Source organism: Burkholderia sp. MSMB0856 (genome assembly GCF_001524645.2).
Taxonomy (GTDB): Bacteria; Pseudomonadota; Gammaproteobacteria; order Burkholderiales; family Burkholderiaceae; genus Burkholderia; species Burkholderia diffusa.
This window is the reverse complement of sequence record NZ_CP013428.1, coordinates 202,604-218,201: the sequence shown is the minus strand read 5'-3', so window position 1 is coordinate 218,201 and position 15,598 is coordinate 202,604. Positions and strand designations below refer to the sequence as shown.

The 15,598-nt window shown below is 66.1% G+C and carries 14 protein-coding genes; 1 reads left to right on the top strand and 13 read right to left on the bottom strand.

Annotation, left to right across the window (positions count from 1 at the left end; translation table 11 throughout):
- Positions 1-86: 86 nt before the first annotated feature.
- From glyA to WS87_RS18565, 3 genes are all read right to left on the bottom strand, one after another.
- Positions 87-1,334 carry a serine hydroxymethyltransferase gene (gene glyA / locus WS87_RS18575; protein WP_107938176.1) on the bottom strand — a complete coding sequence of 416 codons (1,248 nt, stop codon included), beginning with the start codon at positions 1,332-1,334 and terminating at the stop codon, positions 87-89.
- A 321-nt stretch (positions 1,335-1,655) separates the two neighbouring features.
- Positions 1,656-2,435, bottom strand: coding sequence for an SDR family NAD(P)-dependent oxidoreductase (locus tag WS87_RS18570; RefSeq protein WP_059818391.1), 780 nt, complete (start codon positions 2,433-2,435; stop codon positions 1,656-1,658).
- Positions 2,436-2,468: 33 nt separating this feature from the next.
- Positions 2,469-3,716, bottom strand: a complete 1,248-nt coding sequence (locus WS87_RS18565; RefSeq protein ID WP_059818392.1) for a D-arabinono-1,4-lactone oxidase — start codon at positions 3,714-3,716, stop codon at positions 2,469-2,471.
- 261 nt (positions 3,717-3,977) lie between these two features.
- Between WS87_RS18565 and WS87_RS18560 the strand changes: the two genes are divergently transcribed.
- Positions 3,978-5,003 carry a helix-turn-helix domain-containing protein gene (locus WS87_RS18560; RefSeq protein WP_059818393.1) on the top strand — a complete coding sequence of 342 codons (1,026 nt, stop codon included), beginning with the start codon at positions 3,978-3,980 and terminating at the stop codon, positions 5,001-5,003.
- A gap of 146 nt (positions 5,004-5,149) precedes the next feature.
- On the opposite strand, the gene WS87_RS18555 is transcribed toward WS87_RS18560, so the two are convergent.
- From WS87_RS18555 to WS87_RS18505, 10 genes are all read right to left on the bottom strand, one after another.
- Positions 5,150-5,581, bottom strand: a complete 432-nt coding sequence (locus WS87_RS18555) for a hypothetical protein (RefSeq protein ID WP_059818394.1) — start codon at positions 5,579-5,581, stop codon at positions 5,150-5,152.
- 44 nt (positions 5,582-5,625) lie between these two features.
- On the bottom strand, positions 5,626-7,476 hold the full coding sequence (locus WS87_RS18550; protein WP_059818395.1) for a S10 family serine carboxypeptidase-like protein: 1,851 nt from the start codon (positions 7,474-7,476) through the stop codon (positions 5,626-5,628).
- A gap of 748 nt (positions 7,477-8,224) precedes the next feature.
- Positions 8,225-10,036, bottom strand: a complete 1,812-nt coding sequence (locus WS87_RS18540) for an ExeM/NucH family extracellular endonuclease (protein WP_059818396.1) — start codon at positions 10,034-10,036, stop codon at positions 8,225-8,227.
- A 189-nt stretch (positions 10,037-10,225) separates the two neighbouring features.
- Positions 10,226-11,167, bottom strand: a complete 942-nt coding sequence (locus WS87_RS18535; protein ID WP_059818397.1) for a copper resistance D family protein — start codon at positions 11,165-11,167, stop codon at positions 10,226-10,228.
- Positions 11,164-11,544: a copper homeostasis periplasmic binding protein CopC gene (gene copC, locus WS87_RS18530; protein ID WP_059533811.1), complete on the bottom strand. Its 381-nt coding sequence runs from the start codon at positions 11,542-11,544 to the stop codon at positions 11,164-11,166. The genes WS87_RS18535 and copC overlap by 4 nt, the downstream gene beginning before the upstream one ends.
- 14 nt (positions 11,545-11,558) lie before the next feature.
- Positions 11,559-11,906 (bottom strand): copper-binding protein, encoded by a 348-nt coding sequence (locus tag WS87_RS18525; protein ID WP_059692489.1) that lies wholly within the window; start codon positions 11,904-11,906, stop codon positions 11,559-11,561.
- A 73-nt stretch (positions 11,907-11,979) separates the two neighbouring features.
- Positions 11,980-13,275 carry a multicopper oxidase family protein gene (locus WS87_RS18520; RefSeq protein WP_059818398.1) on the bottom strand — a complete coding sequence of 432 codons (1,296 nt, stop codon included), beginning with the start codon at positions 13,273-13,275 and terminating at the stop codon, positions 11,980-11,982.
- 1 nt (position 13,276) lies between these two features.
- Positions 13,277-14,755, bottom strand: a complete 1,479-nt coding sequence (locus tag WS87_RS18515; protein WP_059818399.1) for a TolC family protein — start codon at positions 14,753-14,755, stop codon at positions 13,277-13,279.
- Complete coding sequence (locus WS87_RS18510; protein WP_059818400.1) at positions 14,752-15,045, bottom strand: hypothetical protein; 294 nt, start codon at positions 15,043-15,045, stop codon at positions 14,752-14,754. Before WS87_RS18510 ends, WS87_RS18515 begins: the two co-directional genes overlap by 4 nt.
- An 88-nt stretch (positions 15,046-15,133) precedes the next feature.
- Complete coding sequence (locus WS87_RS18505) at positions 15,134-15,514, bottom strand: hypothetical protein (protein WP_059818401.1); 381 nt, start codon at positions 15,512-15,514, stop codon at positions 15,134-15,136.
- Positions 15,515-15,598 lie beyond the last annotated feature (84 nt).

Below are 15,598 nucleotides of genomic sequence, written 5' to 3'. Positions count from 1 at the left end.
TCGCGATTCGCGAGCCGGATTTTTTTACGTTGCTTCGGTGCGGACGAGGTTCAACCGCGTTGGCGGTTGAACCCGATTGCCGCAACTTAGCCGTAGACCGGGAAACGCTTGGTCAGCTCCGCGACCACACCGCGCACACGCTCGATCGTCGCCGCGTCTTCCGGCGCTTCCAGCACATCGGCGATCAGGTTACCGACCGTCTCGGCTTCCGCCGCGCCGAAGCCGCGCGTCGTCATCGCCGGCGAGCCCAGACGGATCCCGCTCGTCACGAACGGCTTTTCCGGATCGTTCGGGATCGCGTTCTTGTTCACCGTGATGTGTGCCGCGCCCAGCGCCGCTTCCGCCGCCTTGCCCGTGATGTTCTTCGCGCGCAGGTCCACCAGCATCACGTGGCTTTCCGTACGGCCCGACACGATCCGCAGCCCGCGCTTGACCAGCGTTTCAGCCAGCACGCGCGCGTTCTCGACCACCTTCTCCTGGTAGGCCTTGAACTCCGGCGACAGCGCTTCCTTGAACGCCACCGCCTTCGCCGCGATCACGTGCATCAGCGGGCCGCCCTGGATGCCAGGGAAGATCGCCGAGTTGATCTGCTTCTCGTATTCCGACTTCATCAGGATCACGCCGCCGCGCGGGCCGCGCAGGCTCTTGTGCGTCGTCGTCGTCACGAAATCCGCGTGCGGCACCGGGTTCGGATACACGCCCGCCGCGATCAAGCCCGCGTAGTGCGCCATGTCGACCATCAGGTACGCGCCGACCGACTTCGCGATCTTTGCCAGACGCTCGAAGTCGATCTTCAGCGCGAATGCCGACGCGCCCGCGACGATCAGCTTCGGCTTGTGTTCGTTCGCCAGTTTCTCGGCGGCGTCGTAGTCGATGTCTTCGTTTTCGTTCAGGCCGTAGCTCACGACGTTGAACCACTTGCCCGACATGTTCACCGGCGAGCCGTGCGTCAGGTGACCGCCATGCGCGAGGCTCATGCCCATGATCGTGTCGCCCGGCTTGAGCATCGCGAAGAACACACCCTGGTTCGCCTGCGAACCCGAGTTCGGCTGCACGTTCGCGGCTTCCGCGCCGAACAGCTGCTTCACGCGGTCGATCGCCAGCTGCTCGACCACGTCGACGTATTCACAGCCGCCGTAGTAACGCTTGCCCGGATACCCTTCCGCGTACTTGTTCGTGAGCTGCGAGCCCTGTGCAGCCATCACGGCCGGGCTCGTGTAGTTTTCCGACGCGATCAGCTCGATGTGGTCTTCCTGCCGGCGGTTCTCGTCCTGAATGGCAGTCCAGAGTTCCGGATCGACGTTGGCGACGGTGCTGGTAGTGCGATTGAACATGATGATTGATCAAAAGAAAGTGATGGATTGACCCTGGTATGCCGGACTTGCCCGGACCCGCGAAGCCGGGCGCCCGACCGGCGCCCGATGACGTCATCGCCCATGCCGCCCCGCGATGCCGGCTGAACGGTGATTCGGCATTGCCATTCCAGCAGACGCAAATCGGTTCAGATAGAAGGATTACGACAATCCGCTAGGACGCATCGCGCGGCGACCCGGCAAAAAAAATCGAAGGTCCGCATCGCTGCGGAACCTTCGACTGAACCTGCCGCTCCTTGGAGAACGCGTGCCTGCCCTTCGGCCTCCTGCGAATATCGGGGCCTAAACGGCGGAAAAACAGTTGTCGACGAACAGGTGCGTGCCGTTGACGAAACTCGATTCGTCCGACGCCAGGAACAGCGCGGCCGCGGCCACTTCCGACGGCTCGCACAGCCGGCCTTGCTGCACCGCGATGGCCGCTTCGGTCGCGTCCACGCCCATCGCCTGCAGATCCCTCAGCTCGCGCATCCCGTGCGGCGTGCGGATGAACCCGGGCGCCAGCGCGTTGCAGCGGATCCCGCGGTCGCGGTACTCGACGGCGATCGCCCGCGCGAACATATGGCACGCGCCCTTGGTCGCGTCATACAGCACCTCGCCGGGCGTCGCGCAAACGGCCGAGATCGACGACGTGCAGACGATGCTGCCGCGCCCCTTTTCCAGCATCTGCGGGAGGACCGCCTTCGTCATCAGGAACATGCTCTTCACGTTCACGCCCATCAGCCAGTCCCATTCCGACTCCTCGATGTCGAGGAACGGTTTGACGATCAACGTGCCCGCGTGATTGAACAGGATGTCCGCATTGCCATACTGCCCGCGCGCCGCGTCGACCGCCGCCTGCACGTCCGACTGCCTCGACACGTCGGCACCGAGGCCGATCGCCTGCAAGCCTGCATCGCGCAGCCGCGACGCAAGCGTTTCGGCCGCGTCGCCGTCGCGGTCGACGATCGCCACCTTCGCGCCCTGCGCGGCGAACAGTTCGGACGCGGCGGCGCCGCATCCGCCCGCGCCGCCGCTCACGATGGCGACCTTGCCGGCCAGGCGCCCGTCAATCTTGGCATTCATTCGTCGTTCTCCAGTCTGGTTCGTTCGGATTGCTCAGCTGAACAGCGTCCGAAGATGATCGTTGAGGAAACGGCCTTCCGGGTCCACGCTGCGGCGCAGTTCGCGGAATGCTTCGGCTTTCGGGAACCAGCGATCCACGTCGTCGCGGTTCGTGAAGTGCAGCTTGCCCCAGTGCGGACGCGACCCGTAATCGCGCAGGATGTCGTCGACGTCCTTCAGGAACGGCCAGTAGTCGACGCCGTTCGGCCCGCCCGAGCACGAGATGGTTACGCTGTCCTGATTGTTGAACGGGCTGATCCACGCCGGATCGCCCTTCGTGAAGCGGTACTCGACCGGGAAGATGCAGTCGCGATGCTTCGTGAGGATCAGGTCGCGCACGCGGCGCAGCGCTTCCTTGCCGTGTTCGGCAGGCACTGCGTATTCGAGTTCGTGGAAGTTCGCGACGTAGTGAATCGCATAGACCTCGGCGCTGTACGCGATCTTCTCGTGCTCGCCTTCGAAGAACGTGCGTTCGTCGGTGAGGTCCATCACCTTGATTTCGCATACGTCGTAGTCCTTCTTCGAGTTCGACACCTTCGCGGTATCGGGCAGACAGTACAGATGGCGGCTTTCGGACGTCGGGCACCAGAAAAAACCGAAATGCCGGTGTGTGGCCGCGAGCTCGTCGTACTTTTCCATCAGCGCCTCGAAGTCCTCGCGCCACACGCGGTCGTGCAGCCAGAACGCGTCGGTCACCTGCAGCGTCAGCTCCGACACCACGCCGAACATGCCGATGTTCACCTGCGTCGCATGCAGCAGGTCGAGGTCCTGCCCGTCGCTCACTTCCATGATCGAGCCGTCGGGGCGAACGATCCGCATCCCGACGACCTGCGACGACAGGTTGCTCAGCGTCGTCCCCGTGCCGTGCGTGCCGGTTGCGAGCGCACCGGCAATGGCCTGCGAATCGATGTCGCCCTGGTTGACGAGCGAGAAGCCGATGTCCTTCAGATGACGCGTCACCGCGTTGATCCGCGTGCCGGCCTTCACGGTGACGCGCTTACGTTGCTCGTCGATCGCGACGATGCCCTGGTAGTCCTTCAGCGACAGCAGTAAGCCGCTCGTCGCGACGACCGGCGTGAACGAATGTCCCGATCCCGAGCATCGGACGTTCTTGCCCTGGCTCGTCGCGGCATGCACCAGCTCGGCGATCTCCGCCTCGCTGGTCGGCGACGCCATGTGCGCGGCAACGCACGACTGATTGCCCACCCAGTTTCGCCAGAATCCGCCACGTGGAAGCTCCATCGACGTCTCTCCAGAAGTGTGCTGCCGGGCCCACGCCGGCAGCCGTGTTCGGTTCGTCCGGCAACGAAGCGGGAGGCTCCAGGCGCCGGCGCGATGCGATACGTTGTGTTCCGTTCGTGCCAAAGGTATTGCGCCGGCCGGCTTTTCACTATCGGATTTCGGCAAGCGAGGGTTTCTTCGGGGAATCGGGCCATCGGGGTTTTTGACCGGTTCGAGCAGCGGCTACAATGCATCGATCCGGCCCGCCCCTTCCCGACTCCGATGACGCCGTCCGCCGATCCGAGCGATTTTTCTGGCGCCCCGCCGTTCGCACGAACGGTGGCGTTCTGCGCGTTCACCGACGTGGAGGAGCAGGCGCGAATCTTCGACGGCTGGGATCTCAACTACACGCAAATCTCGGGCGGCCGATTTCATGGCTCGTCGTCCATCGTGTCGCTCGGCGGCATCCGGCTTCTGGTCGAGGATCTCGACAAGGTGATCCTGCAGCAGGGCGCGGTGCCGTCCGACCGCATCGCGGTGGCCGTGCCGCTGGAGCTCGAAGGCCATGCGCGCATGTGCGGCGAGAAGAGCGGGCGCGACAGCCTGCACGTGTTCTCGAGCCAGCCCGTGTTCGAGTTCTATTCGCCCGACCGGCACGTGCTCGTGAACGTCGAGATCGAGCCCGACAAGCTGTCGACGGAGGCGATGCGCACGCTCGCCGCGTCGCTGCGCGCGCGCACCTTCGCGCCGCTGATCCCGATGACGCCCCAGGTCGCGGACCGCCTGCGCGATCTGCTGCGCCACACGATGGCCGCGGCCGCGAAAAGCACGCCGATCGACGACGTGACGACGCAGGAGCGGATCGAGCTGCTCGAGCGGACCGTGCTGTATGCGATTTCCGAAGCGATGACGACGCCCGCGCCGGACGCGGACGCCCTCGCGACACGGCCGACGAAGTACTGGTCGCTCGTGAACGCGGTGCAGGAGCGGCTGCAGGACGCGTCGACGTGTCCGCTGTCGATCGCCGAACTGTGCGTGCAGCTCGGCATCAGCCGGCGTACCGCGCAATACGCGTTCAACGACACGCTCAACCTGAATCCGATCGCGTATCTGCGCGCCGTCCGGCTGAATCACGTTCGTCGCGAGCTGCGGCTCGGCGGGTCCGTGACGTCGGCCGCGACGAAGTGGGGCTTCTGGCACCTGAGCAGCTTTGCGCAGGACTACCGCGCGATGTTCGGTGAGTTGCCGTCCGCGACGGCGCGGCGTTACGCGCACCGGGAAGCCGAATCTCGATTACGCGATGCGTGACGCGGCTTCGCGCTGCCCGCGCATGAATTGAACCTCCATGTAGAAAGCCGCGGCCGAACGTGCGCCGCGGCGGGTTCAAAACAGACCGTCGGTGCAGGGAGACAGCCTGCATCGGCCCTCACCCTGCGCACGACCTCGCTACACCTTCACTCCTGCTGCTGTTCCTGCTCCGCCTGCACCTGCCGCTGCTGGATGAACTGCCGCACATCGCTCATCGTCACGCGACCGGTGTGTTTCGCATCGATCTCGTCGAAGTGCTTCGCGACGAAGCCCAGCCCGCTGCTCTGCGCCTGCGCTTTCGTCACCGCCGCGCCGTTGCTCAGCACCGTGTTGCCGCCGAGCCGGGCGTCGACGCGCTTCTGCGCCTGCTGTTGCAGCGTCGCGCCGGTCGACGGCAATACCGGCGCCACGCGGGTCGCAGGAAAGAACGGACCGTCGACACCGTGCCCGCCGCGCGGCAGCTTCACCGGCGCCACCGCCTGCGGCGGCAGTGCATGGGCGCTGCTCATCACGGCACCGAGGACGATCAACGGAGACATACGCCGCATCAAGTTGATTAGGGACATGATCACTCGCATTCAATGGATGAATTGAGGGTTCCTTTTCGCAAGGAGTCCGTCGGTTACGGTGCGGCCGCCAGCGTCGTCGCGGCCGTCGCGCCCGGCACGCTGCCGGTCGGCGTGCCGGCCGGATTCTCGTCCGGCCACGGCGGCGGCAGTGTGCGCAGCGTCAGCGCGGTCGGAATCCGCTTGCCTTGATAGAAGATCGTCAGGTCGCGCTTCATCTGCGGACGGGCCACGTCATCCAGATACGTCATGTGCCCGCCCTGGAAGAAATTCACCTGCAGCTTCGGGTTCAGGCCCTTCACCGTCTGCAGCCGCGCGAGCTGCTTCTCGGTGTTGAAGAACGGCGTCGCCAGGTCGTGGAGGCCGTTCTCCGCGAGCACCCGGAGCTTCGGATTGAGCTGAAGCGCGCCGAGCAGATCGGGGATCGAGTCGGGCATCGGCTGGCCGTCATGCGAGAAGTCCCACACCTGGATGATGTTGTCGTTCAGCGGCAGGTAGGTCGCGTTCGGCGCGGTGTAGCCGAGGTAGTCGGGCATCTGCGTCGCGAGCGCGTTCGTGAACGGCTGCGAGATCAGGATGTCCGACGGATCGCCGTCCGTTTGCAGCCGCGGATCCGAGTTCGGCAACGACACCCGTCCGTCGTAGCGGCCGATCGTCGTGCCGGGCAGCAGGCTCGTGCCGAACGGATTCGCATTGAAGTAGCCGCGCAGCGCCTGCTGCGTGAGGCTCGACGGCAACGACCACAGCTTCAGCGTCGCATCGCTCGGGAACACCGGCGTGCCGAGCGCATCCGGAATGCCGAGCTGGCTCAGCACCCACGACTGCGAGTACTGCTGCAACTGGTTGTAGATCAGCGTCGTGAACAACTCGGTCTGCAGTGCATACAGATACGGGTTGACCGGCGCCGGCGACACCTGGTTGAAGTACGCGGCGACCGCCGCATAGCCGGGCAGGTAGCCGGCCACGGTATCGGTCTCGAGCAGCAGTCCTTCGGTCGACTGCGTGATCGCCACCGCTTCCACCGCATCGGCGAAGTAGTTCAGGATCGACGATTGCAGCACGATCCCCGTCAGGTGCACGCCGGCCGATTCGAGCGCCAGCGCGAGCATGTCGGTACGCGGCGTGCCGTACGATTCGCCGTACAGGTAGATCGGCGACGTGCCGCGGCTGTTGACGTTCAGGTAGCGCTGGATGAAGTCGCGCATGATGTTGACGTCCGCGTCCGAACCCCAGTACTTCTGATTGGTGTTCGGCAGCACGGCTTCCGACAGACCGGTTCCGGGCGGGTCGATGAACACGAGGTCGGTCGTGTCGATCAGGCTGTCCGCGTTGTCGACGAGCGGATAGTTCGGCCAGTTGTTGCCGAACAGCGGATCGGGCGTGGCGACGCGCGTCGGCGCGAAGGAGCCGAGGCGCAGCCAGATCGACGACGAGCCGGGGCCGCCGTTGTAGACGAACGTGACGGGGCGCGGCTTGCCGTTCGTGCTCGGCGCGGTGTACGCGACGTAGGACATCGACGCTTCCGCGTTGCCGTTCGCGTCCTGCGCGGTCAGGTGGCCCGTGGTCGTCGTGTAGCTGACCGTCGTGCCGCCGGATTTCCACTGGTAATGCATCACCGCCGCCTTCTCCGAGACCTGCGCGGCCGCGAGGCCGTCGGTCGCGTTCATCGAATACGCGACGGGGTCGACGTAAGGCTGGTTCGCCGCCGGCGACTGGCTGGCGGCCGCTGCTTGCGCGCTGGCCTGCTGGCTGGCGGTGGCCTGCGCGAGGCTCGACGCGCCGACGGACGACGAATCGTCGCCGCCGCAGCCCGCGAGCACGAGCGTCACGATGGTCAATGCGCCTAGCCCGGCCAGCCGGCCGCGACGCTCGCGGCGGCTGCCGGTACTGCTCCTGTCTGGTTTCATGCCTCGATCCTTGTGTTGAGTCGGATACCGCTTCACACAGGCCGCCATCGCCGGCGAAAAACGCGCAGGCATACCCGCCACTCGCGTTGCACGGTTGGCAGACGGCGGTTGGGGATTGGACTTCTTCGAGAGACTGAACTTGATACAGACACAGCAAACTGCTGGCGGAGAATGATGCGGGAACGCCGCCCCCTGGCAGTTTCGACGACTTATCGTATTACCTGAATTTACGACACCACAAAAATAGGCGGTGCTGCGCCGCGTTGTCAAAGATCATTCCGATATTAAAAAATCTCTTATGATGCGAACGACGATCAGTGTCTGGCATTTGAAAGAAAACACGATTGTTCGCGTTTAGGTCGTTATACGAGGCGTTTTTATCGGAATTCGGCGGTGTTTTCGCGTGTCGTATCGTCCTTGCCGGAATTCGAAAGTGCGCATTGATCCCCTTCAAATCGACAGGATTTTTCTTTCATTTTAATTATCCTGAATCAATTAGTGAGATTCATTGAATAAAAACCGGCATCGTCCATAAAATACCGATGTCGATTATTTCGCGGAAACACAACGGAATTATTTACCCGATACCGGAATGAAACTATGGAGTGCGCCAAACGGCATTGATGCGTCATGCGCAGGCATTCGCGATGAAGAAGCCGTCATTCGCGCCGCTCATTCCGGATCGCATGACAGCGCGAGCGGCGCAACCGCCGCCCGCACGCCGTACTTCAGATACTCGATTCAGCGATCAGCGCCCACCGCCCGGCAACGCGATATCGATCAGCACCGGATCGTGGTCCGACGAACGATACGCATCCGGCGCGTAGAAGGTTTTCTGCTGCTCGGCCGACTTGTACGCGAGCGTGTACTGCAGCGCGAGCGGCTCGTCTGCGTTGATGTGCCATTCGTGCACGGCCTTCACGTGCGACGCGAGCGGCAGCGATGCAAGCGCGTGATCGAGGTAGCCGGCTTCGCCGTTGTACACGTAGCTGTACGCATTGGCGCCGATCCAGCGCGACACGAGGTTGCGGTAGCCGCGCGATTCGAGCAGGCGGATCGGGTCTTCATACGTGTAGCTGTTGAAGTCGCCGATCAGCAGCGTGCCCTGCCCCGCGATGCCCGTCGGCGTGCCGGCGAGCCAGTCGGCCAGCTTCGCGGCCGCGCGCGTGCGCGTCGGATTCCAGCAGCCCTGGCCGTCGCCCTGGTCGCGGTCGTCGTTCGCCGCGTCCGGGCAGTTCTTCGACTTCAGGTGGTTGACCGCGATCGTCAGCGCCTGCTTGCCGCCGATCCGGCGGAACGACTGCGCGAGCGGCTGGCGGTTCTTGTCGTCGATCGCGAGCGTCGACGCGCGGCCGACGGGTTCGACCGCGCGGCTGTCGTAGATCATCGCGACCGCGATCGCGTCGCCGCCGAGGCGCGACGTGCCCGGATCGACGACGCGCCAGTGGCTGCCGAGCTTCGCCGCGAGCTGGCGCACCGCGCTCAGTTCGCCGTAGCCGTTGTTCTGGATTTCCATCAGGCCGATCACGTCGGCGTCGAGCGCCTTCAGCGCGCTGACGATCTTCGCTTCCTGACGCTGGAATTCCTGATAGGTCTTCGCGCCGCGGTTGTTCGGATCGTCGAAGCCGCCGCCGAGACCGTTGCCGTTGAAGTAGTTGAGGACGTTGAACGACGCGACGCGCAGGTTCGATTTCGGATCGCGCGCCGGCGCGTTGGTGCGCGGGTTCGAACGCGTGTCGAACGTCGGCGTGGCCGCGCCGGGCAGCGGCTGCACGCGCCACGCGCCGTAGCGCACCTCGAGCACGCCTTCGACGTCGCGCACGGTGTAGCCCGAGCGCAGCGTGTTCGCGGCCGACAGTTCCGGTGCAGGATACGGCACGGCCGCCGGGTTCTGCTTGTTCGAGCCGTCGTCGAGGATCAGCCGGTTGCGTGCGTTCGCATCGATCTGCGTCTGCGCCTGCGACGGCGGCACCACGCTCGTCGGCGTGCGCAGGCGGCCGTTGCTCAGCATCACGCTGCCGTAGCGGCCGAGTTCGTAGTTGTCGGTGACGGTGAGCGTCTGCGGCAGGCGCACGCGCATGCCTTCATATGCGGCGAACGCGTTCGGGTTGTCGACCGGCAGCGTGAGCGTGGCCGGCGTGACCGTCTGGCCGTTCGCGCACACCGCGATCGCGCCCGACAGCGTGAGCTGCGTCTGCCCGTATTTTTCCTCGACCTTGCCGGTCACGTGCACGAGATCGCCGGCTTTCGCGCGCACTTTCGGCGCATAGACGAACAGGCCTTCGGAGACGCCCGGCTGGTTGCGGCGCTGCGCGTCGGCCTGCTGGACGAAGAAGCCGCCGAAGCCGTCCGTGCCGCCGAAATCGGCGGTGACGACCGCTTCGATCGACACGTTCTGGCTGGCGAGCGGCGACGGCGCGCCCGGCCCCTGGATGTCGGCGATCGGCGTCGTGCTGCCGCCGCAGTTCGGACTGACGGGCGCGGCGGTGGCGGCGAAGACGGGCGCGGCAAGCGTGGGCAGCAGCAATAGCGGGGCAAACAGGCGGATTGTCGAGCGCATGACGGGGAATCCCGGTTGTGAGGGTGGCGAAAGCTTAGCGGCGCTCGGCGACAGTTTTTAGTAACCAAAAGACAGATGGATGTAATCATCCAGCTTTGCTACCCCGGTCGGAAAGCGGGAAATCGTCTGATCAAAACCGCCGCTGTTCCGACGATTTCCCGTTACCGGCGTCGCCTGCCGACCGTGGCGCTAAACCGTCCCCGGCAACGCGCTCGACACGAGCACGGCGGCCACCATCAGCACGCCGGCCAGCACGACCGCCTCGATCCGCAACACCGCACCGAACCGTCGCAACAGGCCGGCCGGCGTCGCGGCCGCCGGATCCTTCAGCGCGGCCAGCAGCTTCGGCATCTCGAAGAACCGGTTGTGTCCGCCGAGCGCCGCCGCGATCAGCACGAGCGCGAGCTTGAACAGCAAGATCTGTCCGTACGTCGACCCGAGCAGGTTCGCGGGCGTATCGACACCGCGCCAGCCGTTGTAAGCGCCGGTCGCGAACAGCACGATCAACGCATACGTCGACGCATCGGACAGCGACTGCACGAACGATGCGCCGGTCGTGCGTTCGCTCGCGGGCATGCGGGCAAGACGCGGCATCACGCCGAACGCCGTCACGAACACAAGCCCGACCCACGCGCTGATCGCCAGCAGATGCAGCCAGTCGACCCACACCGGCACGCTGAACAGGCCCGCGTCGACCGGATGCCCGCCGTTGCTGCGCGCGAGTGCGACGCCCGCGAGCGCGGCCCACATCGCGAACGGAAAGCGCGTATCGTTCGCACGCCGGAACAACGACAGCAGCACGACGACCGCCGTGAACACCGCGCCGGCCAGCCACGCGTGGCCGAAGCCGGTGCCGGCGAGCATCGCGCGCACGGCCGGCCCGGCGTCCAGCATCGACACGTCGCTCATCAGCGCGCAGTGCGCCCAGAACGCGGTGACGCTCGCGAGCAGCGACACGCTGGACGCGATGCGCAGCGTCGCGACGAGACGCCGCGTGATGCCGCGCTGCCACACCGACTCGCCGCGCGCGAGCCAGTGGCTGCCGAGCAACGCACCGACGATGACGGCGAACCCGGTGTTCTGGATCGCCACCGACACGAGCCTCAAAAGGCCGACGAAGCCCTCGTTCACCCCTTCACCCTGAACGAATAGGCGCCCTTGGTGCGATGCGCGTCGGCCGTCATCGCCACCCACTGCACCGTGTACGCGCCGGGCGCAAGCTTGGGTATCGCGACGGTCATCACGCGCGGGTTCGACGCATCGACTTTCGCCTTTTCGTGCGCGACGGCATTGCCGTTCGCGTCCGACACCTTCACCGAGCTGAACGCCGGTTCGAGGTCTTCGTTGAACGTCAGCCGCAACGTGTCGGGCGCGGTGTCGACCGCGCTGCCCGTCGCCGGTGCGGCGCTTTCCAGCTTGCCGTGCGCGAATGCCGCGGCCGGCACGGCGGCGGCGATCGCGCCGGCCGCGGCGAGGGCGGCCAGCCGCCCGAGGGGGGTGATCTTCATGGTCATGCCCGGCGTCACGGCTTCTTCAGCTCGACGACGGTCAACGCGCCGCCCACGTCCTCGGCGACGAAGTCGACCTTGTCGCCCACCTTCACCTGCGACAGCATCGCCGGGTCCTTCACCTTGAACGCCATCGTCATCGCGTCCATCCCGAGGTTGTCCAGCGGGCCATGCTTGATCGTCAGCTTGCCGGCGCCCGTGTCGATCTTGCGGATCTCTCCGTGCGACATCTCGTGCTTCGCGGCGGCGCCCTGCATCGCGCCGCCGCTCATGTCCATGCCGGCCATGTCGCCGGCCGCGTACGACGCGGCGGAAAACGCCAGCATGCAACCCGTTGCAATCGAAACCAGTTCCTTCTTCATCGTGCGTGCTCCTGAGTGAATGAAACGAAAACCGGCGGCCGCGTCATCACGGCCGCCGCATGCTTCCCGCGGCTCAACCGTCCGGCAATTCGCCGGTGTATTCGTAAGCGACGGTGCCCTTCGGATGCCGGAACCAGCCCGGATCGCGATAATCGTTGCGGCCGAGGCCCTGCCGGACCTTCAGCACCGTGAACATGCCGCCCATCTCCAGCGGCCCGAACGGGCCGGTGCCCGTCATCATCGGCAGCGTGTTGTCGGGCAGCGGCATTTCCATGCCGCCCATCGCGCCGCCCGTGCTGCCCATCGCCATGTAGTCGGGCACGAGCTTGCCAATCTTCTTCGCGAGATCCTTCTGCGGCACGCCGATCAGGTTCGGCACCTGATGACCCATCGCATTCATCGTGTGATGCGACTTGTGGCAATGGAACGCCCAGTCGCCCGGACGATCGGCGGCGAACTCGATCGCGCGCATCTGGCCGACCGCGACATCGGCCGTCACCTCCGGCCAGCGCGCCGCCGGCGGAATCCAGCCGCCGTCGGTGCCGGCCACCTCGAAGCTGTAGCCGTGCAGGTGGATCGGATGGTTCGTCATCGTCAGGTTGCCGAAACGAATCCGCACGCGGTCGCCCGCCCGCACCGGCAGCGGGTCGATGCCCGGGAACACGCGCGAGTTGAACGTCCACATGTTGAAGTCCGTCATCTCGTTCACGCGCGGTGTGTAGCTGCCCGGATCGATGTCGTACGCGGCGAGCAGAAAGACGAAGTCGCGATCGACCGGCATCGTCGCGCGATCCTTCGGATGCACGATGAACATGCCCATCATCCCCATCGCCATCTGCACCATCTCGTCGGCGTGCGGGTGATACATGAACGTGCCGTGCGCCTCCAGCTGGAACTCGTAGACGAAGGTCTTGCCGGGCGGAATGTGCGGCTGCGTGAGGCCGCCGACGCCGTCCATCCCGTTGGGCAGCCGCAGCCCGTGCCAATGGATCGTCGTGTGCTCGGGCAACCGGTTCGTCACGAAGATCCGGACCTTGTCGCCTTCGACGGCCTCGATCGTCGGGCCCGGCGACTGGCCGTTGTAGCCCCACAGGTTCGCGTTCATCCCGGGCGCCATCTCGCGCACGACGGGCTCGGCCGTCAGGTGGAATTCCTTCCAGCCGTTCTTCATTCGCCACGGCAGCGTCCAACCGTTCAGCGTCGCGACGGGCGTGTACGGGCGGCCGTTGGGCGGCACGAGCGGGGGCTGCGTGCCGGCCTTCGCCATCGTGGGCGCGTCGGGCAGCGACGCCGCGCCGGCCTTGCTGACCATCGCCGCACCGAGCAGCGCGGCGCCCGAGCCGCTGAGAAATTGTCGACGTGACACCATGTCAATAACCTTCCGGATGCGTTGCGGGCGCCGGTTGCGCCACGGGTGAAGAAGCCGGCTGCGGCGCAGCGTCGGTCGTGGGTGCAGCGGGCGCGTCCGCGCGCGGCGTCGGCTGCGCGGTCGGCAGCCGGCCGCCGACGGCCGCCTGCAGATCGGTTTCGGCGAGCCAGTAATCCTTCAGCGCGTCGATGTAGCCGTTGACCGCGCCGACCTGTTCGCGCGCATCGCTCAGCAGCTCGAACACGCTCGCGAGCATCCCGTTGTAGCGCAGCAGCAGTTCGTCCGAGATCGTCTTGCGCAGCGGCACGACTTCGTCGCGATAGTGCTTCGCGACGTCGTAGCTCGTCGTGTACGCCGCGTACGATTCGCGCACGTCCGAGCGCGCGTCGATCGCCGTCTGCGCGAGCCGGTTCGCCGACTGCATGTAGACGGCCTCGGCCCGCGCGACCTTCGCGCCGCCCCAGTCGAACAGCGGAATCTCGACGCTGATCTCGTAGCCGTGCTCGTGCCCCTTGCCGGTCTCGTAGTTGTTCACGTAGCCGAGATCGACCGCGTTGACGAAGCGCGTCGCCTTGCTGAGCCCGAGCGACGACGCGACGCCCTGCGTCTGCAGCTTCGCGGCCTGGATGTCGAGGCGGTTGCTCATCGCAAAGCGTTCGAGATCGGGCAGATCGGGGCGTGCCTTCGGCAGGTCGGGCAAGCGCTCGGGCAGCGCATACCGCGTGCGCTCGCCCCACAGCCCCATCGCGCGCGTGAGCTTCTCGCGCGCGGCCACGGCCTGCTGCTGCGCCTTCGCCTGCTGCGCGACGGCATCCGCATGGAATGCCTGCTCGCGTGCATAGTCGAGCCGGCTGAAGTTGCCGGCCTGGCGCATGCGCTGCGCGAGCTCGGCGCCGGCGCTCGCGGCGTCGCGGACCTGTCGCGCATAATTCGCGGCCTGTTCGGCGGCGACGGCTTCGACATACGCGCGGCGCGCGTCGGCCGCGACCTTCAGCATCGCGTCGGCGGTTTCGAGCCGGGTCTGCTCGAAGCGGCGGCGTTCGATGTTCGTCGCGAGCGGCAGCGTCAGCAGCGCGAACACGTTGGCCGAGAACGTGCGGCCGAGGCTCAGTTCGCCGTCGCCGGCCCGCGTGCGGCTGAACGAAAAGCGCGGGTTCGGCAGCCGGCCGGCCTGCACGAGATCGGCCTCCGACAGCCCGAGTTCCGCGTACGACGCCTGCAGGCCACGGTTGTTCAGCAGCGCGAGCTGCACCGCGTCGTCCATCGACAGCGGTTTCTCGAGCAGTTCCTTTGTCCGCTTGTCGACGGCTGCGCGGTCGGCGTCGGTCCTGACGATGACGGCGTCCTTCCCGATGCGCTCCGATGCGACGGACGACACGGCGTCGAAGCCGCCGTCCTTCGAGAACGTCGTGCAGCCGGCGAGGAATGCCAGCACGAGCACGGTCGCGCCGATTCGCGGTGAAATCGCAAGTCTCGTCATTGCGCGGCCCCTCCGTGCATCGAACGGGCCGAGCCGCCCGCCGCATGTCCGGGTTTCGCGTGTCCGGTGGTGTTTCCCTTCGCGGGCCGCGCCATCACGTCCCGGTTCAGTTGCTTCCAGCCCGGGCCTGCGTCGTCCCGATACGGCACGTAGCCGTCGAACGCGGACGTCACCGTGACGTCCGGCACCGACGCGGCCGCGTCGGCCGGATCGGGAAAGGCGGTTTGCGCGGGCGCGAGCGACGGCACGAGCGCCGCCGCGCCAAGCAGCGCCGCAGTAATCAATCGCATGGATGTTTCTCGTCGTGAGTCGTGTGGCGGACGTCGCGCGTTCGCCGGCACGGTTTGCGGATCGCGGCCGGTCGGCCGCGGGCACGGATTAGACGGGAATCCGGCGTGGCGGCCGGTCGATGCCGCCGGTCAAAAACGACACGACGACCGTCGACGGTGCGGACGAGACGATCGCGAGGCCGACGTCCGACGTAACGGACACGGCAGGCGCCTCCGCCATGCCCGAGCCGACACAGCAGGATCCGCAGGCGGAACAAGACGTCGCATCCCGTGCGTGATCGCCGTGCTCATGCCACTCGCCGTGCGCGCTCGGCATCGCATGCGACGCGGCCTGGGCATCGACGCCGGGCCCCGCATGCGGTGCGGCAGCGGCAGCGCCCGCGCATGGCGTCGACACGGTCGCGAACGACTGGATCGGCACGCACAACGCCAGCAGCACGACGAGGATGAATTTGCGCCAGTACGACATGGATGCGGAATCAGGCAGACAGTGACCGGATGAACGGGAGCGGCGCCGCGACGACGCGCTCCGGATACAAGACGGCCGCAGCTT

Coding starts and splice junctions, on each gene's coding strand:
- WS87_RS18550 (WP_059818395.1), bottom strand. CDS start 7,476: ATGAAACCAGACAGGAGCAGTACCGGCAGCCGCCGCGAGCGTCGCGGC.
- WS87_RS18505 (WP_059818401.1), bottom strand. CDS start 15,514: ATGTCGTACTGGCGCAAATTCATCCTCGTCGTGCTGCTGGCGTTGTGC.
- WS87_RS18570 (WP_059818391.1), bottom strand. CDS start 2,435: ATGAATGCCAAGATTGACGGGCGCCTGGCCGGCAAGGTCGCCATCGTG.
- WS87_RS18555 (WP_059818394.1), bottom strand. CDS start 5,581: ATGCGAGTGATCATGTCCCTAATCAACTTGATGCGGCGTATGTCTCCG.
- copC (WP_059533811.1), bottom strand. CDS start 11,544: ATGAAGATCACCCCCCTCGGGCGGCTGGCCGCCCTCGCCGCGGCCGGC.
- WS87_RS18510 (WP_059818400.1), bottom strand. CDS start 15,045: ATGCGATTGATTACTGCGGCGCTGCTTGGCGCGGCGGCGCTCGTGCCG.
- WS87_RS18515 (WP_059818399.1), bottom strand. CDS start 14,755: ATGACGAGACTTGCGATTTCACCGCGAATCGGCGCGACCGTGCTCGTG.
- WS87_RS18540 (WP_059818396.1), bottom strand. CDS start 10,036: ATGCGCTCGACAATCCGCCTGTTTGCCCCGCTATTGCTGCTGCCCACG.
- glyA (WP_107938176.1), bottom strand. CDS start 1,334: ATGTTCAATCGCACTACCAGCACCGTCGCCAACGTCGATCCGGAACTC.
- WS87_RS18520 (WP_059818398.1), bottom strand. CDS start 13,275: ATGGTGTCACGTCGACAATTTCTCAGCGGCTCGGGCGCCGCGCTGCTC.
- WS87_RS18525 (WP_059692489.1), bottom strand. CDS start 11,906: ATGAAGAAGGAACTGGTTTCGATTGCAACGGGTTGCATGCTGGCGTTT.
- WS87_RS18565 (WP_059818392.1), bottom strand. CDS start 3,716: ATGGAGCTTCCACGTGGCGGATTCTGGCGAAACTGGGTGGGCAATCAG.
- WS87_RS18560 (WP_059818393.1), top strand. CDS start 3,978: ATGACGCCGTCCGCCGATCCGAGCGATTTTTCTGGCGCCCCGCCGTTC.